28 protein-coding genes and 2 pseudogenes are annotated in these 24,929 nt (G+C 35.2%); all 30 read right to left on the bottom strand.

Annotated features, from left to right (window positions below; translation table 11 throughout):
* Positions 1-52: 52 nt before the first annotated feature.
* Positions 53-580 (bottom strand): hypothetical protein, encoded by a 528-nt coding sequence (locus tag AC1D69_RS21665; RefSeq protein WP_495458207.1) that lies wholly within the window; start codon positions 578-580, stop codon positions 53-55.
* 47 nt (positions 581-627) lie between these two features.
* Entirely contained in the window at positions 628-789 is a 162-nt protein-coding gene (locus AC1D69_RS21660) for a hypothetical protein (protein WP_495458206.1), read from the bottom strand.
* A gap of 11 nt (positions 790-800) precedes the next feature.
* Positions 801-1,358 (bottom strand): hypothetical protein, encoded by a 558-nt coding sequence (locus tag AC1D69_RS21655; RefSeq protein WP_495458205.1) that lies wholly within the window; start codon positions 1,356-1,358, stop codon positions 801-803.
* A gap of 116 nt (positions 1,359-1,474) precedes the next feature.
* The gene (locus AC1D69_RS21650) at positions 1,475-2,128 is read right to left on the bottom strand and encodes an HAD family hydrolase (protein ID WP_495458204.1); all 654 of its coding nucleotides are present in this window, start codon (positions 2,126-2,128) and stop codon (positions 1,475-1,477) included.
* A gap of 547 nt (positions 2,129-2,675) precedes the next feature.
* Positions 2,676-3,617: a P-loop NTPase family protein gene (locus tag AC1D69_RS21645; RefSeq protein ID WP_495458203.1), complete on the bottom strand. Its 942-nt coding sequence runs from the start codon at positions 3,615-3,617 to the stop codon at positions 2,676-2,678.
* Between the two features lie 434 nt (positions 3,618-4,051).
* Positions 4,052-4,786: a VOC family protein gene (locus AC1D69_RS21640; RefSeq protein WP_495458202.1), complete on the bottom strand. Its 735-nt coding sequence runs from the start codon at positions 4,784-4,786 to the stop codon at positions 4,052-4,054.
* Positions 4,787-5,001: 215 nt separating this feature from the next.
* Complete coding sequence (locus AC1D69_RS21635) at positions 5,002-5,802, bottom strand: phosphotransferase (RefSeq protein WP_495458201.1); 801 nt, start codon at positions 5,800-5,802, stop codon at positions 5,002-5,004.
* A gap of 71 nt (positions 5,803-5,873) precedes the next feature.
* Positions 5,874-6,455 carry a hypothetical protein gene (locus tag AC1D69_RS21630; protein WP_495458200.1) on the bottom strand — a complete coding sequence of 194 codons (582 nt, stop codon included), beginning with the start codon at positions 6,453-6,455 and terminating at the stop codon, positions 5,874-5,876.
* Between the two features lie 85 nt (positions 6,456-6,540).
* Positions 6,541-7,470 (bottom strand): GNAT family N-acetyltransferase, encoded by a 930-nt coding sequence (locus AC1D69_RS21625; protein ID WP_495458199.1) that lies wholly within the window; start codon positions 7,468-7,470, stop codon positions 6,541-6,543.
* A 48-nt stretch (positions 7,471-7,518) separates the two neighbouring features.
* Positions 7,519-8,082 carry an HAD-IIIA family hydrolase gene (locus AC1D69_RS21620; RefSeq protein WP_495458198.1) on the bottom strand — a complete coding sequence of 188 codons (564 nt, stop codon included), beginning with the start codon at positions 8,080-8,082 and terminating at the stop codon, positions 7,519-7,521.
* A 781-nt stretch (positions 8,083-8,863) separates the two neighbouring features.
* Complete coding sequence (locus tag AC1D69_RS21615) at positions 8,864-9,202, bottom strand: hypothetical protein (RefSeq protein WP_495458197.1); 339 nt, start codon at positions 9,200-9,202, stop codon at positions 8,864-8,866.
* Positions 9,203-9,426: 224 nt separating this feature from the next.
* Complete coding sequence (locus AC1D69_RS21610; protein WP_495458196.1) at positions 9,427-9,780, bottom strand: GNAT family N-acetyltransferase; 354 nt, start codon at positions 9,778-9,780, stop codon at positions 9,427-9,429.
* 880 nt (positions 9,781-10,660) lie between these two features.
* Positions 10,661-10,756 carry a competence inhibitor ComI gene (comI, locus tag AC1D69_RS21605; protein WP_495458195.1) on the bottom strand — a complete coding sequence of 32 codons (96 nt, stop codon included), beginning with the start codon at positions 10,754-10,756 and terminating at the stop codon, positions 10,661-10,663.
* 167 nt (positions 10,757-10,923) lie between these two features.
* Positions 10,924-11,436, bottom strand: coding sequence for an AAA family ATPase (locus AC1D69_RS21600; RefSeq protein WP_495458194.1), 513 nt, complete (start codon positions 11,434-11,436; stop codon positions 10,924-10,926).
* A gap of 69 nt (positions 11,437-11,505) precedes the next feature.
* Positions 11,506-11,916 carry a YhfM domain-containing protein gene (locus tag AC1D69_RS21595; RefSeq protein WP_495458193.1) on the bottom strand — a complete coding sequence of 137 codons (411 nt, stop codon included), beginning with the start codon at positions 11,914-11,916 and terminating at the stop codon, positions 11,506-11,508.
* Between the two features lie 58 nt (positions 11,917-11,974).
* Positions 11,975-12,469: a GNAT family N-acetyltransferase gene (locus AC1D69_RS21590; protein ID WP_495458192.1), complete on the bottom strand. Its 495-nt coding sequence runs from the start codon at positions 12,467-12,469 to the stop codon at positions 11,975-11,977.
* A gap of 131 nt (positions 12,470-12,600) precedes the next feature.
* Complete coding sequence (locus tag AC1D69_RS21585; protein ID WP_495458191.1) at positions 12,601-14,094, bottom strand: serine hydrolase domain-containing protein; 1,494 nt, start codon at positions 14,092-14,094, stop codon at positions 12,601-12,603.
* A gap of 218 nt (positions 14,095-14,312) precedes the next feature.
* Complete coding sequence (locus tag AC1D69_RS21580; RefSeq protein ID WP_495458190.1) at positions 14,313-15,023, bottom strand: HAD family hydrolase; 711 nt, start codon at positions 15,021-15,023, stop codon at positions 14,313-14,315.
* Between the two features lie 234 nt (positions 15,024-15,257).
* A complete protein-coding gene (locus AC1D69_RS21575; RefSeq protein WP_495458189.1) occupies positions 15,258-15,788 on the bottom strand; it encodes a GNAT family N-acetyltransferase in 531 nt (176 codons plus the stop codon).
* A gap of 546 nt (positions 15,789-16,334) precedes the next feature.
* A pseudogene (locus AC1D69_RS21570) lies at positions 16,335-17,836 on the bottom strand (transposase).
* 80 nt (positions 17,837-17,916) lie between these two features.
* The gene (locus AC1D69_RS21565) at positions 17,917-18,003 is read right to left on the bottom strand and encodes a hypothetical protein (protein ID WP_495458268.1); all 87 of its coding nucleotides are present in this window, start codon (positions 18,001-18,003) and stop codon (positions 17,917-17,919) included.
* A 2-nt stretch (positions 18,004-18,005) separates the two neighbouring features.
* On the bottom strand, positions 18,006-18,152 hold the full coding sequence (locus tag AC1D69_RS21560) for a hypothetical protein (protein ID WP_495458188.1): 147 nt from the start codon (positions 18,150-18,152) through the stop codon (positions 18,006-18,008).
* 188 nt (positions 18,153-18,340) lie between these two features.
* Positions 18,341-18,817, bottom strand: a complete 477-nt coding sequence (locus AC1D69_RS21555) for a hypothetical protein (RefSeq protein WP_495458187.1) — start codon at positions 18,815-18,817, stop codon at positions 18,341-18,343.
* A 205-nt stretch (positions 18,818-19,022) separates the two neighbouring features.
* Positions 19,023-19,466: a hypothetical protein gene (locus AC1D69_RS21550; protein WP_495458186.1), complete on the bottom strand. Its 444-nt coding sequence runs from the start codon at positions 19,464-19,466 to the stop codon at positions 19,023-19,025.
* 280 nt (positions 19,467-19,746) lie between these two features.
* Positions 19,747-20,145: a hypothetical protein gene (locus tag AC1D69_RS21545; RefSeq protein ID WP_495458185.1), complete on the bottom strand. Its 399-nt coding sequence runs from the start codon at positions 20,143-20,145 to the stop codon at positions 19,747-19,749.
* Between the two features lie 234 nt (positions 20,146-20,379).
* A complete protein-coding gene (locus AC1D69_RS21540) occupies positions 20,380-20,976 on the bottom strand; it encodes a YdcF family protein (protein WP_495458184.1) in 597 nt (198 codons plus the stop codon).
* A gap of 397 nt (positions 20,977-21,373) precedes the next feature.
* The gene (locus AC1D69_RS21535; RefSeq protein ID WP_495458183.1) at positions 21,374-21,967 is read right to left on the bottom strand and encodes a hypothetical protein; all 594 of its coding nucleotides are present in this window, start codon (positions 21,965-21,967) and stop codon (positions 21,374-21,376) included.
* A 414-nt stretch (positions 21,968-22,381) separates the two neighbouring features.
* On the bottom strand, positions 22,382-23,368 hold the full coding sequence (locus AC1D69_RS21530; protein WP_495458182.1) for a serine hydrolase domain-containing protein: 987 nt from the start codon (positions 23,366-23,368) through the stop codon (positions 22,382-22,384).
* A gap of 234 nt (positions 23,369-23,602) precedes the next feature.
* A pseudogene (locus AC1D69_RS21525) lies at positions 23,603-24,049 on the bottom strand (GNAT family N-acetyltransferase); the annotation flags it as partial.
* 268 nt (positions 24,050-24,317) lie between these two features.
* Positions 24,318-24,704 (bottom strand): RidA family protein, encoded by a 387-nt coding sequence (locus AC1D69_RS21520; RefSeq protein WP_495458181.1) that lies wholly within the window; start codon positions 24,702-24,704, stop codon positions 24,318-24,320.
* Positions 24,705-24,929: the final 225 nt, after the last annotated feature.

Here is a 24,929-nt window from a genome sequence, read left to right as displayed (position 1 = left end):
ATTGCTACGACATTGTTGTATCTGCTAAAATCTCATTATGTCTTTCTAATATTTATGAAATCTTCCGTATCTCACTTATTACTCGATCTCTTCCCTTTTCTGATTTATTCCAGTCACTCATATTGATTCCTCTGCTATCCTCAAGGGGTAAAATGTCGATATTAATCTCTTCGTTTGAGTATAAACATGCCAATGTAAAAAACCTCAATACAAAAAAGGATTTTCCAGCTAATAACACATTTTTATTCTCATTCTTACTATTTATTTCTCCGAAGGCCTGACTAATTACTCCCTCCACATTATTTCGTTGTGCTTTTATTGGTTTAATTCTGTTCTCCGGGATACCCTGAGACACTAGTATTGTTTTATGGTATGTGTATTCACTTTCGTTCAAAAAATTATTATGTAAATCTGGTATCCAAACCTCATCGAATCCTTCATCTAGATACAAAAGGGAGATATCTTTATTCAATTCAGGAAAGTGTCCAGGATGGTATAATACAATATTAGCTCGTGGAAATAGTCCTCTTCTCTTGATAAAAAGTCTTTCTCCAATAGTTTCTATTAAAGAGCTTTTCATGATTTCTCCTCCTGTAGAATTTATCAATGGTTTGACATACCTGACGTTCAATCAGCATAAGTGGCCTTATTCAGATCTTCTAAAGGTTTAAAGCCGCACGTCCCATCATCGAACGGTACCCACGGTAAGTCTTCAATGTTAAATACTCTTTCAGGTAGTTGTAAATTCTCTTCCAGTTTAATTACAGCTTCATCAATTAGTTTTTGCATATAGTTATTCCTCACTTCCAATATCGTTCTTCAATCTTTTCGTCTTCATCTCTTAGATCGATATATTCATTTTCACCAATAATCTCTATCTTGTTTTCTTCAAAATAGCTAAGCAATCGTAAAATCTCTTCAATAAATTCTTGTCGATATTGTTTTATGAAATCATTACGTTTTATTGGATCAAATAGCTGACCGTCATAATCATCTACAATATACTTTAATGCAATACGCCTAAGGTAATAGTGTCCATTACAATAATCATTATAAATCTGTCTGCAAGAACCAATAAATTCTTCTTCAGAACTAACTAATCTTTTTAACGTATCTCTTATTCGAAAATCCTCATATGACTTATAATCTAGAATGCTTATAATTAGTGGCTCTAGATCATCATATATGAATTTTGATTTGTAGTTGAGATTCACCAAATTAAAATAAGCTTCATTCCCTAAAAATCCTTCGAGTATGTCTTCATTTGTATACAACCAGTTTTCGAATTCTTGTATCTTTATTGTGTATCTTAATACCGATGTGAAATAATCTGTTATTTCTTCATTCAATGCTTTCACTAAGATCTCACCTTTCAAGGTAGCGGAATAAACCCGGACACTCCCACTACTTACCAATCCCTCTGCCAGACCGAGTGTCGAATATTACGAAGCGCAAAAAAGGTGTTATTGGATGTTCACTCTTTCTCACTTATATGATCAATTGAATATAAAGGCTTTGCTAATATTCCGTCGTTCCATGGTTGATTCACTTTTATCCATATCGTTTTCATTCCAATCTTTGCTGCCCCTTCGATGTCGTTTACAGGATGATCCCCGATATATATACATTCTTCGGGTTTAAATTGCAACTTATCTAGCACCATCTCAAATATTCTAGGATCTGGTTTCTTTATTCCTGCTTCTTCAGACACTATTATTAAATCAAATTCATTCCTGATCCCTAATCGATCAATTTTTCCATATTGTATTGAATTCTTTCCATTCGTTATTAATCCTGTTTTGTATTTCATTCTAGTGTGAGCTACAACTTCTCTTGCTCGATTCATCAGTACAGCACTCTTAACATATTCCGTCTTATACAGATCCATTAATTCCTTCTTTTGTGGCTTTACTTTCCATGGCAACTCATCAATAAGTTCAGAAAACAAATCATTCTTGTCCTTGTACCCATCCTCATCGAGATGAATGATTCTATCGAATATCTCTTTCGTTGACTCTAGGTGTCCGAAGTAATTGCTTAACAGGACATTCGTAAAATTACCAAATGTACTTGTTCTATCAAGAATCGTGTTATCCAAATCAAAAATAACGGCTTTGATATTATCCATGGTCTCCTCCGCACTTAGAACGTTGTTGATTGTCTGCCTTGCAATACTCCTGTAATTTGATCTTATCTTGTTTAGTTTTTAATTTTCATTGTAAAAACTTTTGTTATTGAAATTAGAATTAAACTTATTCCCGTAATTATATATCCACAATTCATGATCAATTGAGACATATAAACCTGTTCGTTATATATCTTTTTTAAACTCTGGGGTTGGATCTTGATATGGGGACATAGGTCCAATAAAAAAACCAATAATAATTACTAATATTCCAAACCCGATAAAGATCCATAGTAGTCTATTCATCTTCATAAGTTTCATTGATTCTATCTCCTCTGCTACTATCTAACAGATGTTCTTATGAATTCAGTTGTATCGTCCAACATACTCTTATTCATGAACCCGCACTGACTTAAGTCCAAACAAGAGCGGAAGCGCCGCTGTTTATCGGTGCAGGATCTCCGTCTGATTCAGCTTCTCTAAATGCCCCTAGGCGGACCAAGCGATGTCTCCAACCGGTCCATAGGGTGAATATATTGTTAGCAGAAGTTCAGTATGATATTTTATCAAACATTGTTCCATTATCATTCCTGTTAGCATATAAATCCTTTTCCGTTATTAATAGACCCGTGACATTCGTTGAATCCTTAATAAAATTTACAAGTACGCTCATGTCATCAAGATAAAATTGATCTTCACTTTTTGGCTTCATTCTTTTATTTCCAAAAATCCATAAGCAATCACCTATCAGCTCAACTGAAATCTTTAAATCCATCACCCTATTATGATATAGACCCGAGTATTTATTAAGTATTGCTGGTTTCAGGACGGGATCTGGATAGTAAGTTAGATTATATTTCTCTAGTACTTGTATTTGATACAAATGATAAGCTGCAGCAGAATTCTCTATTTTCTCAGTCGGAATAGCAACCTTGCTAACTATCTCATTGGCAAGAACAGCATATTCCATAAAAAATGATATGTGCGATTCTGAACCTTGTTCTTGTCTATTTCTAAAGTAAGTCTCACTTATATATTCATTATGTTTTCGTTCTAAATACTCTTTTCCGCCACGACCCTTAATCATCTTGTCAATAGCAAGCGAAATATCCTTCTGATAAAAATAAATTAAACTACAATCTTCTTTACTCAATAGATTGCTTACTTTAAGTATCAATGATTTTATTAATTCTCTGTCCACATCTTTGTGGAGCAAATGAACAATTGGACTTTGAATAAAGGCAGATTCCATCACAATAACTTCTTCGTCAGGTGAATCATCCAAAAACTTTACCCATCTTTCATAATGTAAATCCCTAAACAAAGAATAATCTTCATAACCAGTAGATTCGATAATTACATGCTCAAATGTAGTTTCAAGATATACTCTAGTTTTGAATCCATTTCTTTCAAATTGATTAGATAAGAATCGTGCAAAGGTAGATTTACCTGATCCTGGTATACCTTCGATTAATATTAGTTTCTTTTTCATGGGATCATCCTTAAAACATGATTTAACCGCATTTCTGACGTTCATTGGCTAGCTTACCGGCAATAGTTGCAATCGTGGTAACTTCTCATGAGCATTCAATGAATATTCATTCCAACGTTATGTTTCTGAATTACTTTTCTGATTTTAGGTGCAATATTTCTTATGTAATCTTCATCTTCGGTCTCTTCAATGATTAACGCTCTTGTCTCTGTTTCGTTATATTCATAATGTTCATAGGTCTCTAATTTAAAATCTAATTTTCATTTTCTTTGGTCATTACTAAACACTTGTATGTTTGTTGGTTATCCTTAATAAATGCAGTTATCTCAACAAATGTTTTTGGATTGAACCAATATATATGTAATTAGGAAATTTCACTAACGTTTAGCATTCCTGAGTTCAAACATTATCTAATCAAACACTTTTAGCTAGTTTCATTTGTATTCTCCGGTAATTTCAAGTAGGTTGCCATCCGGATCCTCAAGCATAAAACAATAATAGGGTTGGACTATATTAATATACAAAATATCAGTTATATTTCCGATATTTAAAGACCTTATACGTTCATATTCAACCTGTAAATCTGGCATGTTAAAATTCAAAATTACATTATTTCCATACTCGGTCTTATTGTTATGCTTGTATAATAAGTATTCTTTATTGAAATGCTCATCCAATTCTTCGTTATTTCTTATTAGTTCCAGATCATATTCGGGATTCCACAATGCTATACTATTACCGCAATTAAATTGAGCCCATCTTTTTAAATTCTTGGACTGTGCTTTTACTCTTAATAGAGTTTCATAAAATGAAATTGATTTTTCCATATCCTTTACTATTAAATATGTACAACTCAAATAAATCATTTTTTCTCCTCCTACTAACTTTTTATTACTAATAATATTCAAAAATAATAGATTCAATATCAATACCGTTAGTCCCCCTGCTTTGGGACTGCCTTCGGGATGAATCATCTCGAATATTGCCAATGGCTTTATCGAATCGTCAACTTCGATTGATCGGATATTTTTGATTGAGTCAATATATACTGTGCTTGTACTGCCTTCATATTCAATTGACAGCCCAATTTCTTCTTGGACCTCCCGCTTTCCACATTCTAATAAGTCTTCCCCCGGTTCCAGGTGTCCTCCGACTCCTGCATAAAACATCTCATTGATTGACTAATCTCTCAAATGCCTCGTCCCTGGTAAAAAGAAAACAAATTGACCTGTTCTTAAACGTAGCTCTAAACCAACTCCAACTTCAGCATGATCCGGGATGTAGTCTAATATTTTCATTGAGACCACCTCCAATTTTTTTTTACAATAGTTTCCCATATCGTTTAGGTTATTCGGAACGTCCATTATCCGAGTATTATTCAATTCTATATCCAATCTTCGAAATAATCTGTTACAAATTGAATCTCGCGCTCATAGTGCATCAAGTGTCCCTCATCAACCATTTTTTGAAAGGCAGGATTTCCGTCCGCAGCACCAATACTCAACGTATCACAAAGTACAGTCAAACGTTGAATAATCCACTGTTGCAGATCATTAGAAACAGGAATTCCATATGCTTCAAAAAACAAGTGAATTCGACGACGGCGGTCTTCGGCATGTAAATCTGGTTGGTATGGTACCGTAGATCCTGAAGTATAATCAGGTGCGAAACTCGAAAGCGGAACAGATGTGTAAAGAGAGTACGCAATATCCCACATACGAGGACCAGGTCCTGCCATGTCAAAATCAATCAACGCCACAGGTGTCTCCTTATGAAAGATCACATTATACAATGCAGCGTCATTATGACAGATCACTTCGTACCTGGTATCATCAGAGTAGCTAAGTTGCCATCTACCCTCCGTCTCAAGAGTGAACCCTTTAGTCACATCATGAAAATGACGTAGAAGGCGTGCCAAACCCACCAGTGTCTCGTCCGACCACATGTAGGGTTCAAGATTAGGGTAATCATTTCCTGACACTTCTCCAGAAATAAATGACAATATTTCGCGATTAGAGTCATCAATTCCAAGAAATCTTGGTGCTCCTCCATATCCTTCTCTCTCCAAATGTTTAAGTAGTTCATGTACACATGGACTCCAATACCCCGTGGGGCGGCGAACAGTATTCGTTATGCGGACAATGTGATTAACATTACCACCTTTTAACACTTCTTCCTGAGTCACTAGGCTTCATCCTTCGCTTTTTAATTTGCAGTTTACTACCAGTTAGTTCAAATGTGTTATTACATGCTATTTCATTTATAGTTTAGCGGTTTTCGTACAAAATTTATCATTTTATATGGGGAAACACTTTGGATGTAATCCATGCTACTGGAATACATTGATTTCATAACAACATCGAAAGTTAAAGCGTTATCATTAGTTAATATAACAACCTCACTATCTACTAATGGTCCTCCAAACCTCCCCTCTAATGCTAATAAATACAAAAATGGTTGTTTTTGTTGGTTGTCAGAGCTGCTATCAAACAAATAGTAGAAACCGTCATTGAAAAAAATATCACTAAAATATAGACTATTAGTTTCTGTAAAGAAACTAACCATTCGAATACCAATATTCATGCCTTGTCTTGCTGTTTCAACAAAGTTATCCCATACTTCATTGTTTACAATCACTTCTAAATCTTGTTTAACAAAATATCCATCTTTTTCAGCATCTTCAACGGTATAATTACTGGAAAGATTTGAAAACCCTGTGTAATTCCCATTAGCATCAAGTGAAAATGTAATAATTGCATCATTATTCTTTTCACTAGACGCTGTTAACAATCCGATGAAACTAATGAGTACCATAAATAACAAAATAACCTTCTTCACATGATAACCTCCTAAACTCAATGTATTTTTCCTTTTATGTCACTTCCCTTCTTAATGATCTTTCATTCTTTTGAGTCTCTCAATACTAAGCCCGTAGCTTACAATTGTTGTATGATTTCAATAAATCAGTGACTAAGATCCCATCAATCTTCATACCCTCTATATTGCAGTTTTGAATAGTAAGATTTGAAAGGTTAGAATCAATCATTTTACTACCTATCATCTCGCATCGTTCAAGTAAAATAGGCCTCCTTTCTCCATCAACTGATAAGTGGGTATCGTGCAAATAAGCTCCTCCTAATGAAACATGGCATATTTCAACATTACTCAGGTTTGAATCACCCAGTATTGAGTTACTCATGTTTGTATTTGTTATATGAGAATTTGATAGATTAACGTTACTCAATCTTACATTTCCCATGTTAGCATTTGAAAAACACGAATGATTTAAATTCACGTCGTAATAATCAGTATCCTGCAAATTACACCCTCTAAAATTATGTTTAGAAAAATCTATACTTATACTAAATTTACTCTGATCATAATCTGTACAGTTAGTTTCTTTACGATAGTATCTTTCATATTTATCTTCAGCAATCAACTTATACCCATTTTTTTCGTAAAAGTAATGATTCCTTGGACTTTTTTGTGTTGTATCCAATGTCCATATTTTTATTTCAGGATTGGATTCTTCAATTAACTCAAGGACGTCAGAACCGATATGTTTTCCTTGATACTCCGGGTGAATATACAGTCGGTCAATTCTTGCGTGCTCTCTTCCTGATGTTGAAATCAGAATAATACCCACTAAAATATTCCTATTTATTATTTTATAGTACATTCCGTATCGTGCATGGTATTTCTGCATATCAAGCGAATCAAATCCTGGAATATGAGGCCTTTCACCGTTAGAATACCACTTAGAAGCCTCATCCTCTTCTATCATGATCATTAAATTTCTTATCTGATCAGCATCTTCTTCAGTTGCTACACTTACTCTGGTTAAATTATTCATATGTACACCTTCTTCTTTCGTTATTTCTTTGCGATGATTTTCTTCGTCTTATCGGATACCCCTGTTTTCATCGATATCACTCACTAAATTTACTATGTAGTTTACCGCATCCTCGAAATCCCTCGCAATATAATCGACTTCTGTATGTGACCATTTATGTCTATATTTATTTAATGCCTCATTCCCTGCACCTGTTAATACTAAAACCTTCATACACCCAGCATTATATCCGGCTAAAATATCTGACCATCTATCTCCGATTACAATACATCTAGTTAAATCTAGCTTATTATCTTCCGCTGCTTTGAATAGCATCCCTGGATTTGGTTTACGACAGTTACATCCTTCAGTATGTTGATGTGGGCAAATGTATACTTCGTCAAAACCAAAATCTATCATTTCGTTTCTAATGGATTCCTCTGTAGCTTCCCCTCTTGAAATTCCCGGTTGATTTGTAAAACCAAATAATTTATACCCTTCTTTTTTCAGCCTATTTAAAGCTTCACAAGTATACTTAAACAATTCAAATGATCCTGGATAAAGTATTTCATCAGTGCCTCCAATTGTTCCATCCCGATCGATAAACACAGCTTGTATTTTATTCCCCTCCATGACTTTCCCCCTCTGATTTCTTGAATTAAATTTGTTATTCAGATGATTACAAGGCTTTCCGATAAGGTTGAGTATTTACGTCTTTCACCTTAGTTTTAATAATATTGGTTTGGTCAAATTCGATAACTTTGGCATTCAATCAGCTTAACAAACATAAGGGAACGGTTCGTCCAAAACTTCGTTGGTTATATATGTCGCCTAAATTTTCTTCTTAAAACCCCTTTTTGGCGATCGAGAATGTCAACGTCGTAGGAGTCCAATGTGATGTTGTTACTGCCGTCTTCGATTCTTCTACTTCATTGGTTTCATAGCAATTAGTTCTTTAACTGTAACTATACATTTTTGCATTCCTTCATATAATTCATTTACGTTTTTATATTCTGTTTTTAAAATAGGCACTTCCCAGTTACAATCCTTAATAATATATATCACAAAAATTCCTTTGTCATAATTCCCATACCAACCAACATCCAATAAATAGTTATTTGGGTATTCGACCTGGAATAGGTCCTCATTTATCCATTCTAGATCTGTTAGATCCGTCGGACTATATGTGTAAGAATCATATGTTATTCTCCCAGGTTCAAAGCTAAATCCTTCAAACAGCTTATTCCCTTCCTCCTACAGCAAACTAATTTATATCATTCAATTTTTTAGAGGACTTTATGTTTTCACCCTTTTTATAATTATGTATATTTGCAGTGATTTCATATAACGTTGCGTCTTTCAAAACGTCAAACTTAGCCGATAGAGATTCTCTTTCAATTTTATCAGCAACTATTTATTTATAATCATTAATTCCCTTGCTCTGATTTGTCACGAACTTAATATTCTTATATTCCCAATCAACTATTATAAATGTAGGATACTTTTGTATCGAAAATCGTTTATCAATTCCATTTAATATTATGAATTTAAATCTTCTATTTGCTTCTTCAACTCCAAATAATTGCTCATAATTTGCGTTTTCTTTCACATCGATTCTTTGATCAGTATATATGTATAGAATATCTCTCTGATCTTCTTGAACCTTATTTATTATTGAAAATGAGATAAAGACTATTACAAACAAAGCTATGGTTAAATAAAAAATAACTTTACTTCTTTTGATCTTGTTCACCTCTCCTTCAATAGTTCAATGATTTCGGATAACGTTCGCACTTCACCGACATCCAGACAGCCGCAGCTTAAGAACCGAAGGTCCTGAAGATTCTGTCACTTTACAGGTCGGATGTGTCTCCTGAAATCAACTTCTACGAAATTCCTCTTAGTAATCAAGGATGCATAACGACCTCTGTGGTGGTAACGTGATGTTAGATAATGTCGTCTCTACTTCGATTAGACCTATGGTGTAGTCTTTATCCAGTACTTACAAACCCCTTCATTTAACTCAGTTAATATACCTTTGTTTGTCTCAATAATTCTTCTAGAGGGCATGTTGATTTCATCACATGTTAGTAATACATTCTCAATATTTATTTCACGTGCTCTTCCCAATAATTCACGTAACATTATCTTTCCGAACCCCTTATTTCGGCATGAAGGCCGAATAACATAACCAATATGTCCACCATGTTCTAGTAATTTATCGTTTAGAAAATGACGTAGTTTTCCGTACCCACAAGGATAACCATCTATATATAACCAGAAAATAGTTTGAGGGACTAAATGGGATTCTAGGTTTATTCCTCTTGCCATATCATAGTATCTCAAAATCATCTCACGAAATGCGTCTTCACTAGCAGTATATAGGCTATTAACAAACCCATTCTCTCCCGGACTAACATGTATAGACTATTCCATATAACATTACGAATTCCTGACATCGGGCTTAACGATTGTAGGTCTGGGCCGTCAGCCTTAGCTGGTTGATGTGTCGCCTAAAATCACTTCTTAGAGTTTCCTCTTGGCACCAAAGGAATGTTAGCGACGCAGCAGGCATCCTCTGTTAGGTGAAGTTTTAACTTTCCCGATTCCGACACACTAAGAATTAGCTCTCAAGGACTTTCTAGCGAAGTAGAAAGCAAAAAAATTAAATTCAATATGTATCAAACATGTTAACAAAATCGAATGCGTTATATCTGCAATGCCACCACATGTGATTCCCCCAACAAAAGCAAAAACCATGAATCTTGTACTTTGTCGTGATAATTCTCTATCATCCTTACATTCCACTCTTTGGTTGGTTTGTGATTGAATAGTTCATTTAAATACATTTTTTATCCCTCATTTAATAATTATTTGCATTATTGTTTTAGGTTTATAAGTTTTCATGATGTTTCACACAACGTACCCATTTCTGACGTCCTAGCAGCTTAAGTGACCATAGGGAACGGGTCATCAGACTGACTCGGTTGAACTCGGTTGAATGTGTCACATGGGTCCTACCGCTCTTTAATACTATATTTAACTTTATTTCATTTTTTTTGGATACAAGTTTTTAAGTGTGTTATTATATATTTAGTAAAGACCAAGTGCTGGTACACTTGGTCAGTACAATTGGCTTGGATGGTTTATTCCCTTCTAAGTCATACAGGAATCAAAACCCACCTTAGTCATTTAATCTATGGGTGGGTTTTTACTTTTTCTTGTTGTTATTATTAATGTATGATAAAAGAGCAAGGATAAACATCCCAAATAGGAACATAATCGTTATTGCATCTTTTACTTCCATGGCTTCACCTCCTTTCGAAGAGAAACCATGCCCACCCAAGATTCATTGTATTTATATTTCACCTTCACTTCCGAATGCGTACAAGCGTTCCTATGTAATTTTGATTTATTTTTTGGCGACTGAGGAGCGAAATCAACGATGTAGAATGGTTAGTTATCAAAACTAATTTACCTTCTTGAGTTTTCCTCAAATATTTTCAATATAACTTTATTATCTCTTACTTCTATCACTTTGTGTTTATATTGATCTAGTGAATTGATGAAGCTAATAAGTTTCTTGTCGTTATATTCTTTATTCCATTTCAATAGCTCTATTAGACTATTAAGCGTTTCCTTCTTTTTACTTTGTTCAATCCCTAGCTTCCTCTTGAAAAATCTCGTAATAACGCGTTTATGTTGAATAGCTATTCTTGGCCTTAATATAAATACCTTGTCAGCACTTTCTATACTGGATTTGATCCACCCCAGATATACTCCCTCGATAATCCATGAATCATGTTCTAATATTTCTTGAAATCGTTGATTTCGTATTTCCTCTGAGTTTTTCACTCCGTAACGATTCGATGCATTGTCCCAAAATATATCATCTAAATCATAATGAGGAATGTTCAACTGTTGAGCTAATTTCTTACTTATATAGGACTTGCCACTTCCAGACCCACCTATTATATGTATTTTCATACCTACTTGACCAACCCCCCTTGTATTTTGTTGATTTTCGAATAAATCGCCTAAGTTACTATCAGGTGCCTACTTTTTTAATACATCTCTTAATTGATTTGCATATTTCATTGGAATTTCGTATCCCTGGCTTGAATTTGATTGTTCTACTAATAATCCATTCATCAATCTATCTGTTCCTAGCGACAAATGATAATTCTTTGTTGTGTTGTTAGAGTAGGTAATTATTATGTTGTATTCTGCAGCGTAATCTAAGATACCATCCATTTTTATCGCCATATTAATTGCTTCTTCAAATATCTTAATAGATTGTGCATCATCTAAATACTTACTCTCGCATAATTCATCATTGGTAGTTTTTGGACAGTCAAGTCTTATAGAGTTAATCGAAACATTTGAATCTGTATTATTGTTACATCCAGTAATAATAACTAAGAGCAGCAAAATGACTACTAAATGTTTTGTATTAATGTTTATCACCCTTCCTATTATTCTTTAAGGCGATTTCACCTACGTTCTAGATCCTCTTGTTCCTATCCTAATCAACCAAATCTGCAACCATAGTTATAGATGTACCCACTTCCCCAATTTCTTTAAATCCAAATCGTTTGTAAAGTTTCATAGCTGCTGTGTTGGCTGGATCCACACTTAGTGAAATTCTTCTTATTCTCCTTGAAAAGCATTCTTTAAATAACTCTTCTAATAATGCACTTCCGATACCTCTATTTCTGTATTCTTGCAAAAGCGCCATTCCTAGCTCCGGTACATCACTATCAATATATCCAAAGCCCTTGTTACTTTCATTAAAAATTCGAGCTGTTATAGATCCAACCGGCCTACCCTCATTATTTATTGCAATAAATCCAATATCTCCATCTCTCCCCCAGCCATCAACATACTTTGAAATTAAGGGATCATTTATTATCCCTTTTTCGAATGGCTCTTGCCCTTCGGAGACAAATAATGATTCATATAACATTTCCCATAAAAAATTAGTATCTTTATCTTCTATCGGTCTAATACTGAATTTCATCTTAATAGTCTCCTCGTTATTATCATCAACAGGCATTAACGCTGCTAGGAATTTCACTAAGCTGCATCACACTAGTGACCAAAGTAATATCAGATCTAACTCATCTTTCGCAGCTTCTAAATCTAGCACTTTTACGACTTTCTAATTATTCTTACTTTTTTAATATTAATGATTATCGATAAAATACAATTGATCGCAGTAAGACCTATCCACATATATACTGAATATGACATCCACGTCCCTAACATTAGATAATTATTGTTTAATAGATAAGGCCATATAATTACCAATACTAAAAGCATAATTCTTAAGATTAGTGCGATACTACCTCCTGTCATTTTTCTGAACCTCGTCTTTTCATCTTTAATATGTAGTTGTATTCCTCTAACGAGTTTAATTACTTGGACACATAAAATAACGACGGCTATTATTACTAAGAATGAAAATACCAAATCAATTAATAGATACACATCATCATAATTAAATTTATTCATATGAATTCCATTCATGTTCTCATAAATGTTATTAGCAATTAGCGATGGCGCAGTTGAATTCAAGTTGGCCAGAACAAATATGGCCTGCTGCTTTTCTAAATCAATAAGAACCTGTGAGGAGTAATTAGGGTTAGATCCATTATGACTAACAATTCTATTTTTAGTATCCATACTCCATCCGAATGAATAGTATTGATTGTCATCTTCGTATCCCGCCGTTTTGATGTCGACTTGATGAGATTGTTGTATCGCTTTCACTAAATGTTCTGGGATACCGCCTATCCCCATTTGGGCATTAATCCAACGTTCTAAATCCTTTAAATTTGTTACCAAGTATCCTGCTGCGATATTACCATAATATCTAGGGGCATCATATTCTATGCTTCTTCCAAAAAATACACGATATCCTTTGGTAAGTTTATCAGATTCCTTTTCCTGACCTGTTGAAAAATAACTGTCTGACATTTTTAATGGAACCAGTATCTTTTCAGTTACATAATCCTGATAACTTTTACCTGTAACTTTCTCAATAATCATCGCTAAAACATCATAATTAACTGTAGCGTAATGATATGCTGTCCCAGGATACGTATCTAATGCAATGTCTGACACATTATGTATTGTTTTTTCAAGTAAATCCTCCGTGGTACCTTCAGGAATTAACCGAATACTCCACGATGGAATTCCACTTGTATGAGCTAACAACTGATGAATCGTAATATTAACTTTCTCACCCTTCATGGTTGGCTCAAACGATGGAATATATTCTGTAATAGAATCTGAAAGAGATAAGTAGCCCTCATTTTCTAATAAAATAACGGCTAAAGCCGTAAATGCCTTTGTAGTCGATCCTAACTCAAATAATGACTCTTCAGTTACCCTCTTCTTCTTATTAACATCTGCATATCCGTAATTCTTATATTCTGTCTTGCCCTGCTCTGATACTACGATAGCCACCCCTGGAGTCGCTGATTTGTCCATTATGGTTTCCACCATATTATCCTCATTATCATAATTACCTGCCTTAAACAAAGTTCCAAGTTCATTCCAACAAACACTAGTAGTAATTATCACGATCAGCAGGATGGCACATGCTATAGATGAACCTGTTCTACTTAATATTTTCTTCACTGTATTTCTCCCTTTTGTAAGTCTTCTAAAATATTATCGATCTAATATAGGAAATCTTAAATTCGCATGTTCGATAATGTTTTTGTGACTACGACGTCCATTCCACTTATATAGCTCTTAGCTTATGTGAATGGGAATGAATGTGTATGAAGGTATGACTCGCTCGGGTGTCGATAACTATGTAATTAATTACTTTCTTAAGCCCATTACTAACACAATTATTTATCCAATATTTTCACCAAACTCTTTAGATCCTTGATGAATATATGCCCTGCATCTGTTGGATTTTCTTCACCTCTTAATAACCACATAGTATGTAATCCTAGTCTTCTAGCTCCTTCGAGATTTTTAATATTATCGTCAATAAATAAAGCTTCTTTTGGTTTGATATTTAATTCAGCTAGTGCTGTTTGAAACATTAATTCATGTGGCTTTAATACACCTAAAACTGAAGAAATGATAAATGTTGAAAAACAGCTTCTCAATCCCACATTCTTAAACACACGTTCTAACGACGGCCATGTATCCGATACTACCCCTAACTTATAATTGTTGTTAAGCTCTGGTATTACCTCAAAGACATCTTGATAAAACTTAAATTTATCATCGTTAAAAACAGTATCATATGCTAACCCTTCTATTTGTTCTCTGTTAAGTTCAAGTAAAGCCAATTCTTCAGAAACGATTGCGTAGAATTGAATGAAATGTTTGTACTCTTCTGTTTCAGATAATATCAACGGATTTTCGTCCATATATTGTAATGCTTTATGAAATGCACTTTCAATTTGATCTTGTGCTATTAATTCAAATTTCTCTTTGTTGACATAACTATAAAATTTAGGTGAGATAAACCAGTGACCTGACCTAGGATGATTCAATACACGGCCAGAATCAAATAAGATTGCTTTTATATGTTTCAATTCCTCCATTGGAATTCCCCTTCAAACTATATTTATATATCTATTGGAAGTTATGGTGTATAACGGTTGGCAATCCTGATGTTCAAGCAGCTTAAGTGACCAAAGGGAACGGGTCGTCAGACTAAGCTGATGAATGTAACGCCTGATTCAACTTCTCTGAAATCCCCTTGGAGATCAATTGCGTATGCCCGTACTAGGAATCTGGTGTTATATGACGGAAATTTGAAATACGCACATTGTTTGCTAATTATTAAATCTAAAGATTAACTTGTTTCCATCATTCTTTGTTTCAGTAATCTCCTCCTGGTAATTTCCATCAGTATAATCATTAATTGTCCTTCTCCAAAATGTTTGTGCTCTTTTATTGACTTCTATCGGGTTTGTCTGCAATTCCCAAGTACCTTGATGATTATTAAGCACTTTAACTGCTGCTGTTTCTGCTATGCCCCTACCACGGTATGACCGCAATATGAAAAACTCATTTATGTAAAAATCACTACCATGAGGTGTATATGGTGGTGAAGCCACCAATGCGAATCCTGCTGGAATCTCATCTACTCTTATAAGGTATGGAAATAGGATTGATTGTTTAGACCACCATATATCAAAAACTTTGTTTTGCTCATTCAATGTCAACGTATCATCATTTTCAAACACTCCATATTTATTGGGTTTCCATCCCCATATCTCGGACAGATCATGCAAATATAACGGGTATAAATTGTTTATTATGAATTTTGTGCTTTCGTCAGTTAGATTTATTGTTAATTGCATTTATTCCACTCCGTTCTGTCGTATAACGTTGCGCATTTCTGACGTCCGAACGGCTTAGGTACCGCAGGTCCGGGTGGCTCTGCCACTTAGCCGGTTGGATGTGTCACCTGAATTAACTTCTATGAATCTTCCTCCTGGTGACCAAGGGAGTGTAGCGACCGCTGTGGTAATGCAATGTTAGACGCTGTTGCTGTCTTCTTCGATTTCCCTACAAGACTCTTTCTAATATCTGGTTAATGTGATGTAACGTATGATTAATATAATCCTCAGCTAACCATTCTAAGGTTACCGTTCTATTGTCTTCTAAGATGGCCTTTTTATTATTTTGTTCATCACTTGCATTCTTCAATACATTGAGTATTTGTTTATTTAAATAGATCCATAGAGTTACTAATTCCGTATAAGAATAATTGGTTTGATATCCATTTAGAGATACCCAAAGATTTTGATTGTAACATTTTATTTTTATTGGTTCACCAGCTATCATAATTTTTATGAATTGGTAGTTGTCAAGATAGTTGTCGCGATTCTATAGAACTTATGTAGTTAGTTGGATTGTTTTTTATTAGCTTCGTTTTCTACTGTTTTCTCGGGGTTGAGCCATACCTGTTCCTTCAGATCCCAATCACGTATTTCTCTGGACCAACGACTAGGATGCTTCGCTTTTGCTGCTTCATAGACCTGTTTTTTTTTTGCGAAAATCTTCTCAGATTACCTTGATGTCTTTGGTTCGGAGTCAAGAATTTCAGTCCGCTATGGCGATGCGTGGTGTTATACCAATCGACAAATCGTAATGTCCATTCGCGTGCTTCATCTCTACTTTGAAAACCTTTCACAGGGAAATCCGGTCGATACTTGCACGTTCTAAAAATAGACTCAGCATACGGATTATCGTTGCTCACTCGAGGTCTGCTTCTAGAAGGTGTAATTCCAAGACTGTATAGGGTTTCAAGCAAGGTTGAACCTTTCATTGGACTGCCATTATCTGAATGCAAAATGAGGGGGCTTTTTCGAATAACACATTGTTCTTTTAGCACGGTTCTCCGCATGAGTTGACTTGCATATTCAGAAGATTCTTCATCCCAAATCTCCCAACCTACGATTTTACGGCTAAATAAATCGAGAATAAGATAGAGATAAAAGAATATCCCTTTCCTGGATCTGGTAGCCACGTAATACTAGGCTTCTGGCTACGTCCGCGATGATGTTGTTGCTTGTGCTGATGCATAATACGATAAAAGGTAGATTCTGAGGTGAGATAGATGCCTTGATCTGCGAGTCTAGGAACAATCTAACTGGGTGGTAAACTCTTGAATTCGGTTTTGTTAATGACTTCAAGGATCTGTTGTACTTCAGGTTCACTAAGTTTATGAGATGGAGATCGCTTTACAACATGCGGGCGTTGATCCTCGAAAGGAGATTGTTCATTACGCCAGCGTTGTAAGGTTCGCTGGGTAATAGCAAGCTCACGACATGCCAGTCTCTCCCGTGCTCCAGCTGTACAGCTTCCCCAATGAGTGTAATGGCGACTTGACGATCTGAGGCAGGAATTAGTCTTCCTCGGGGTCCCCCCAGATTGCTCGGGCCTTTTTTCGCAACACCAGTAGGGCTGCCGTTTCAGCTAATGCGGCATCTTTTCGTTTTAATTCACGGGTTAGTGTCTTCATCTCACGTTCTTTGTTACGTAGTTCTTTTTGTAGTTTTGTAGCTTGTTCTGCAACGCCTCCGTTGGCTTGCATGCAAGCATCACGCCAAGCTTCCACTTGCTCTACAAAGAGACCTTTTGTTCTACAGTACTCAGACAACTCAATTTCACTTAATGTGGCTGTCTCTATGACAATGGAAAACTTATCTCGTGTGCTCCATTTCTCAGTTACTTTTTCACCACCGGGCATAGCAACACCATTCGCTCGTGCTTCCTTTTACCACTTATACAATGTGGCCTCTGCCAACCCACTATCTCTCGAAATCTGACTTACAGATTCATTATTAGGGGGCATCATCCGTAGCATAATCTGTTGTTTAAGTTCGTTACTATATCTAGCCATTGTCGATCCACCTCATTCTCTCTTTTTAACTACTGTACATTCTATTGAGAGGTACGACAACTATTGTGACACAGGGGGGGTTAATCATTGTTTTCCGTCGGAGCACACAAATGTTCAGATTGAGTAGGCATAACGATATTTCCATTCGTTCCAACCGCCTCTTCCAATGCTAATATAACAGTAACCGCCCCCCTACAACTTTACCTAAAGATTTCAGAGAGGAGTGAACAATCAAAGTCATTTCCTCTTTTACGCCAAGTAGTTTTAAATCATCAATAATTGTCTTTCTTGTCTGGAAAGTACTAGATACTTCCATTTTTATCTCCTCAAAAAAATTATTGGTTTAAATATAAATCAAGTCTTTCTGATAACGTTTCCCTTATTCACGACGTCCGTTCCCCTTAGATAGCTCTTATCTTGGGGAATGGATGTGTCCGCTGAATCTGCTTCCCTGCCAAATGCTCCTTGCGGACCGAGGCATTATGGACCGAAGCATGAAGAATTTTAATACCTTCTTGAGAACGCTAGATTTACGCCTTTAATAAATTGAATTCCAAAATCAGCGATAATTAAAAGCATAATTATGCAATAGACTCCTTCAGCAATAAGACCCCAATATACATTCCATTTTAGTAATTCATTACTCCTCTGAACGAATTGCAATATCATAAACAAGGCATATCCCAAATATAAAAGTAATAAGACTATGTCTAGCATTATGATATATTTCCTCTTAATTTTAAGTACAACTAAAATCACACCGTAAACCAATAAATTAATAATTACTCCTATCGAATAAATCAGCGTCGATATAACTGGAACATACACAATAGCTCCTAGTGCATTATCAACATCTTTAAGTTCATTTGCAGCATATCCAGAATCCAAGATTTGATTTCCTTCAAATCCATGTAGAATAACCCAAAACAAAAATAAAATGATTATGAAGAACCTAAACTTTGATTGAGATAACATCTTCATATGGAACTCTCTTTCATATCTATTTTTTAGCGTTAATTTTTGATAACGTTGCGCATTCCTGACGCTCAGGCAGCTTAAGTGACCATAGGGAACCGGTCGTGAGACTTAGCTGGTTGAATGTATCGCCTGATTCCGCTTCTTCGAGATCCTTCCTGGTGATCAAGGAGCGAATAGTGACATAGTAAGAATGAATTGTTATCGGATGTCAGCGCCCTCTCGAAAACCCACAGGTCATTGTTTTCCCCACTTGATCATGTTCTTTATAAATATTTATTACTGGGCTTAACCACAATACATCAAACCCCATCTTACTCATAATATCAAGTCCATTATGAAATTCCATTACACTTTCACCATTCCATCCATTATCTAAAGCAAATAATATAAACCTCCTTATCTGTTGTGGATGATGTAAATTATAACTTACAATTTCATTTGTTTCTGTATTATTTATCCTTACACCTACTAATAAAGGACTCCCCCTAACTGCATCTTCCCAAGTTATGAATCTAAATATACACGTTTTATTTTTCGAACCCTCTAATGAAATCCTTAAAGTAATTTGGCTTTTGTTTTGGATATATTCTTGATTTATAACATATGAATACATTCTATCATTTACAATAATTTCTCTAGTTTTTTTCTTCATGTTAATAACACCTATGCTTAATGTATTTTATTCTTTTCTCTTTTTCATCATCTTTGATGATATCCCACTCATCAATTCTCTGAATCAATTCGCTGATTTCCTATAACGTTGTTATATTCGCGACATCAATTCCCCTTAGATAGCTCTTATCTTAGGTAAATCGATGTCCGGCTGATTCTGCTTCACTGAAATCCCTCTGGCCGGACCAAGGGGTGAATGCCACGATGTGTGAAAACTTTGTTAGATGATGTTGCCTCTTCTTCGCGATATCATCAAGTTCTTATACACTGCTTGGGTTTGTATGTAAACCTATTATTTCAATAATCTCAGCTTCTGCTACTTTCCTATTCCCTTCCATGAAATAACCTTTCATCCCAATTACTAATTCATTTCTATGTCGTACTCTTGATTCGGGAAAAAAAATCCACATTCTTGCTGTTCCTGAATTATGAATTGTAATTGTTTCTTCTGGAATTAGCTTTCCATTCTCTTCTTCAAATTCTGGATGAATAATTCTTAAGTCAATAAATGATCTATTGAAATCTGCTTCTATTGCAAAATCACTTCTATATCCTTGATGTGGGAGCTCGTTCCTACCACCCTCATCTATAGTAAAAAATCTATATCTCACACGAAAATCAGGAGGATGATTTCTTTTTTCTTCATATGATATCCACATATATGTCCTCCTGATCTTGGTTTTTATCAGTTATTAGGCAATTTCATCTAACGTTCGCGCATTCCTGGCGTTCAAGCGGCTTAAATGACCGAAGGTCCGGGTCGTCAGACTTAGCCGGTTGGATGTGTCGCCTGAATTAACTTCTATGATATCCATCTTGGCGACCGCGGAGCGTCAGCGACGCAGCAAGAATGTGTTGTTATCAGATGTCCCAGCTCTCAACGAATAATTCATTTACAATGCTATTTCATCATCTTTTAGTTGGCCTTCATTAATATAATGTATTAAACTCCTTATTTCTTTATCGGCCCTCTCTCTGATTGGACCTATATTCCACCAATTAAGTGGTAGTTCTACGTCAGTTCCAACCATTTCAAAATCTATCCAACTAGGCATATAAGTTTTGAGAGTAAGTAGACATCTCCTCAAATGACCAGAATCACTAACAGCAATTAATCTCTTAATTTTATGTAATCCAAGTGCTCGATCTAATACTAATATTGATGCCAAGACATTTTCTTTAGTATGATTTGAAATTGTTTCTATTACTACTGCTTCTTCTGGAACACCCTGTTCAATTGCATATTGTTTCATAGAGATTGCTTCAATTTCATCGCGTTGCCCCCACTTATCTCCTCCTGAAAATAAAATAATCGGAGCTCTTCCCTCTTTATATAATTGTTTAGCTTTATTGGACCTATCTAAATTCCCATTGCCGAATACCATGATACAATCGCCCTTCAATTCTGATTCCATTCGACCACTAAGATACAATAGAGTTATCATTTGTTCTGGTATTAATTCTTCAGGATTCATCTTGGAAATATGCATTCATTATTCCTCCAATGTTCCGATTATTATTGTTGGGATTTCAGCTAACGTTCGCGCATTACCGACGTCCAAACTGCTTAAGGATCGTAGGTCCGAATGGCTCTGCCACTTAGCTGGTTGGATGTGTCACCAGAATTAACTTCTACGAAACTTCTTCCTGGTGACCAATGGAGCGAAGCGACCGCTGTGGTAATTCAATGTTAACTGATGCTCCTTCTTCTTCTATTTACCCTTTTAAATTACTTGTTCCGGTTTTTACGTGTTTCCTTCTTTAACTCTCTTAATTCTCTAATGATTCTACCTAATCCTGTTTCCGCATAGGAAACATTCCAATCCTTACCTTTCTGGATGTTTTCTATTCTATTAGCACAGAACTTATTACATAACCTTAATTCATTTAATCAGTAATTTTTTCAAGTTCAAAAATAGTTGCCTCTGCTAACAAGATAAGCCTGTTGTTATTAATAACAAAAAAACTTAAAGGTATTCTAAGTTTTGTAGAAGGGTCACTTATATTTATTACTTTTACTACATCATTTATATTTAAGTCTGGGATATCTATTTTATATAATCTATAAAAAGAGTCAGAGTTATAGCATGTCGTTGTAATCTCATATAAAGGTTTTTTTAGTTCATATTGATAATCACTATAGTTTTTAAGTCCTTTTGATGAAAAAAAGTCTTTATTGATGATAATTTCATCTTCAATAAATTTTTGCCCTGTTGGATATTCAGAAGCATCATTATATGAGTTTGCAAATCCTAAAAGTTTCTCAACTTTCCAAGTTCCATAGAAATATTTTTCAGTTTCACTATCCAAATTTATACGATCTACAGTACAATGTTCGGATGTATTTTTTGGAATAATAGGCTCATCCGTTTCAGCTTTAGGTTCACTGGAAATATTTGAATTTGATGTCATTTCCACATTTCCACAAGCCGATGCTAGCATCAACATTATCATAATACAAACCAATAATATTTTTTTCATACTTCACACTTCCACTATTAAGTTACGTTCTCATCATCAAAAATGATATTCAAAATCTCAATATGTTGTATACTGTTCTATCAGTTTGGAAATTTTAGCTAATAAGTTCTTCACGTAACTGAATTGATAAGAGGTGAAGTATAAAGTTAAAATGACAAATGTCCGTTTTAAAGTATTCGTTGAAGAATTTTCTCCAAAAGCAATAATCCAGAAAATCATTTATACCCCTATTTAAAATATTTCCAAGCTATTTTCATGGTTTTCACTATTTAATCTGTTTCCGTATGGAAACCTTTTGGCTGGTTGGATGTGTCGCCTGATTCCACTTCACAGATAATCCCTCTCGGGGACCAAGGAGCGTCAGCGACGATGCTGTAAAACATTGTTAGACGATCCACCTGACCTCATAAGTAATCATTCGAAAATTCTGGTAGATATTTTCATAGCAATTTCACCTGTATCCTGTGAGAAATTATTCAATACAATAACACATACTTGTTCTTCAATGAATCTGCAAATAAAAGAATTGAAGCCATGAATTCCACCTGAATGAAATACTACTTTACGTTCTCCAATATGGTGAATCATCCACCCATATGCATAATTTTCTAAATAGGGTGTATACATTTTCATCTTTAATTCATCACTAATTAGTGAACTAGTATATAATGCTCTATCCCATCTATATAAATCTTCTATTGTAGAATATAATCCTCCGGCCCCTTGTGGAATTTTCATATTAATATATGGAGCATTTTTCAGTACCTCATTCTCGATATAATAACCGTTCGCTCTGTCTAAAATAATTGTTGCTTCATTATCATAACCAGAATCTTGTATTGCGAGTGGTTTAAATATATGTTCATTAATATACTCTTCATAACTACATCCTGATACTACTTCGATGATATACGATAATAAAAAATAATTAGAATTTGAGTACTCATACTTCTCACCGGGTGAAAAGTTAACAGGCATATCCAAGAAGCTCTCCATTGTTTCTTTAATTGAAAGGGAAGACTTGTACCATTCTAATATGTCTTTTTGATTAGAAAAATTAAAAATCCCCGAGGTATGTGTAAGCAAGTTATGAATATTAATTTGATGAACAATAGGGTATTGTGGCAAGAATCTAGCCAAAGTTGTATCCAAACTTAATTCTTCCTGATCAACTAATTGTAATATCGCCATTGCTGTAAATTGTTTTGTCACTGATCCAATTCTAAATTTTGTTTTCGGTTGATTTAGTACGTTATGTTCCACATTTGCAAATCCAATAGATGTATTAGCTAGAATACCTTCTTTGTCTGCTACCAGTATATTTCCATTGAATTTAGAAGAATCAGTCAGGTTCTGAATAAAGGCATTAATTGATGATTTGATTTCGTTAGTACTTGTCAATGTGAATCACTCCTTTTTTATATATTTTCTATCTCTATCAGGTGTTTCGTCTAACGTTTGGACGTTACCGACGTCCAATCGGCTTAAAGACCGTAGGTCCGAGTGGATGTGTCACCTGAATCAACTTCTCTGAAACTTCTTCCTGGTGACCAAGGGGCGTAGCGACCGCTGTGGTAATGCAATGTTAGACGATGACTGTGCCATCCTTGAAAGCGCAATCAAATTATAACTCAATAAAGTCTTCTCAAAAATGTATAGGTCATCTTCTTCTCTAACTTTGGTGAATCCGCACTTTGAATAGAAGTGATGATTCTTGACACTCCAGCTAGGAGTATCAAGCCACCATTTATTGCTATCTGGAAAAATTCGTTCAACTTCTTTCATTACTTTCATACCGATTCCTTGATTCTGAAAGTTCGGATCAATAAAAATTCTTCCTAAGTTATGTACTTGATTGCTTTCTATTAATATCAAAGTCCCCCCTATTATTCCTCCGTTATAGAGCACCTTGAAATATTCACAATATTGCATCATTTCTTCTTGCCAACTTGTGGAGTCATAGCCAGGAGGTCCTCCGATTTCGTTATTATTGAATTGTTTAGATTCTTGATCAAAGCTGGCCTTTTGTATCTCGGTAAGCTTTTTTGCATCATTCTTTATTGCCTTCTCTAATATCAACATAAATATATCTACCTCCAGGAATGTGAATTGTACTTTTCTTTTTAAATTATCTTTTATTATTTTATGATTAAATATATCTTGTACAGGTTTCGCCTAACGGTTCCGTGTTCACGACGTCCCCACCACCTTAAGGTCACGTAGTGACCTTAAGGTGGTGCGGATGTGTCCCGGCAACTACTTCCCGACTTATCTCCCGGGACCGAGACGGATTGTCCGCCGATGCATGAACATATATGTTGCTGTCTCCCTGAGTGAGTTAAAAAAGCCCTTATGTAATTATTGCTTGTACTTCGATTTCAACAAGTAATTCAGGATCTATTAGTGCTTTTACTTCAACCATTGTAGCTACAGGCCGGATATCTTTGAAGTATTCACCATGTGCTCTTCCTATCTCCTCCCACTGGGAGATGTCAGTTACAAACATTCTAGTTCTTATTACATCTTCCATCCTTGCTCCTACTTTCAATAAAGCTTCTTCTATAGTCTTAAAAATCTGTTTTGTTTGTAAATATGCACTGCCCTTCCCGATGATTTCTCCATCCTTCATTGAGGTTGTTCCAGCCACTTCAACAGTATTTCCTACTCGTATAGCTCTACAATATCCTACGACGGGTTCCCAAGGAGAACCCGTTGATACAGAAATTCTCTTCGTCATACTATCCTCCCATGACATCTTTAATTTATCTACAGCAATTTCCGATAACGTTGCGCATTCCTGACGTCCAATCAGCTTAAGGACCATAGGTCCGGGTAGCTCTGCCACTTAGCAGGTTGGATGTGTCGCCTGATTCCACTTCTCTGATAATCCCCTTGGTAACCAAGAAGCGATAGGGGCGATGTAGGAAAGCATTGTTATCAGATGCCGGTGTTTCTTCGATTC

It is taken from the genome of Paenibacillus sp. Y301, from assembly GCF_059445505.1.
Note: the sequence above shows the minus strand (reverse complement) of the source record. Positions and strands in the feature narration are given on the sequence as shown.

Coding starts and splice junctions, on each gene's coding strand:
- AC1D69_RS21555 (WP_495458187.1), bottom strand. CDS start 18,817: ATGAAGATGTTATCTCAATCAAAGTTTAGGTTCTTCATAATCATTTTA.
- AC1D69_RS21580 (WP_495458190.1), bottom strand. CDS start 15,023: ATGGAGGAATTGAAACATATAAAAGCAATCTTATTTGATTCTGGCCGT.
- AC1D69_RS21550 (WP_495458186.1), bottom strand. CDS start 19,466: ATGAAGAAAAAAACTAGAGAAATTATTGTAAATGATAGAATGTATTCA.
- AC1D69_RS21660 (WP_495458206.1), bottom strand. CDS start 789: ATGCAAAAACTAATTGATGAAGCTGTAATTAAACTGGAAGAGAATTTA.
- AC1D69_RS21590 (WP_495458192.1), bottom strand. CDS start 12,469: ATGAAATTCAGTATTAGACCGATAGAAGATAAAGATACTAATTTTTTA.
- AC1D69_RS21610 (WP_495458196.1), bottom strand. CDS start 9,780: ATGGCAAGAGGAATAAACCTAGAATCCCATTTAGTCCCTCAAACTATT.
- AC1D69_RS21645 (WP_495458203.1), bottom strand. CDS start 3,617: ATGAAAAAGAAACTAATATTAATCGAAGGTATACCAGGATCAGGTAAA.
- AC1D69_RS21540 (WP_495458184.1), bottom strand. CDS start 20,976: ATGCATATTTCCAAGATGAATCCTGAAGAATTAATACCAGAACAAATG.
- AC1D69_RS21575 (WP_495458189.1), bottom strand. CDS start 15,788: ATGCAATTAACAATAAATCTAACTGACGAAAGCACAAAATTCATAATA.
- AC1D69_RS21650 (WP_495458204.1), bottom strand. CDS start 2,128: ATGGATAATATCAAAGCCGTTATTTTTGATTTGGATAACACGATTCTT.
- AC1D69_RS21535 (WP_495458183.1), bottom strand. CDS start 21,967: ATGAAAAAAATATTATTGGTTTGTATTATGATAATGTTGATGCTAGCA.
- AC1D69_RS21560 (WP_495458188.1), bottom strand. CDS start 18,152: ATGGAAGTATCTAGTACTTTCCAGACAAGAAAGACAATTATTGATGAT.
- AC1D69_RS21600 (WP_495458194.1), bottom strand. CDS start 11,436: ATGAAAATACATATAATAGGTGGGTCTGGAAGTGGCAAGTCCTATATA.
- AC1D69_RS21545 (WP_495458185.1), bottom strand. CDS start 20,145: ATGTGGATATCATATGAAGAAAAAAGAAATCATCCTCCTGATTTTCGT.
- AC1D69_RS21665 (WP_495458207.1), bottom strand. CDS start 580: ATGAAAAGCTCTTTAATAGAAACTATTGGAGAAAGACTTTTTATCAAG.
- AC1D69_RS21625 (WP_495458199.1), bottom strand. CDS start 7,470: ATGAATAATTTAACCAGAGTAAGTGTAGCAACTGAAGAAGATGCTGAT.
- AC1D69_RS21620 (WP_495458198.1), bottom strand. CDS start 8,082: ATGGAGGGGAATAAAATACAAGCTGTGTTTATCGATCGGGATGGAACA.
- comI (WP_495458195.1), bottom strand. CDS start 10,756: ATGGAAGTAAAAGATGCAATAACGATTATGTTCCTATTTGGGATGTTT.
- AC1D69_RS21520 (WP_495458181.1), bottom strand. CDS start 24,704: ATGACGAAGAGAATTTCTGTATCAACGGGTTCTCCTTGGGAACCCGTC.
- AC1D69_RS21640 (WP_495458202.1), bottom strand. CDS start 4,786: ATGTTTTATGCAGGAGTCGGAGGACACCTGGAACCGGGGGAAGACTTA.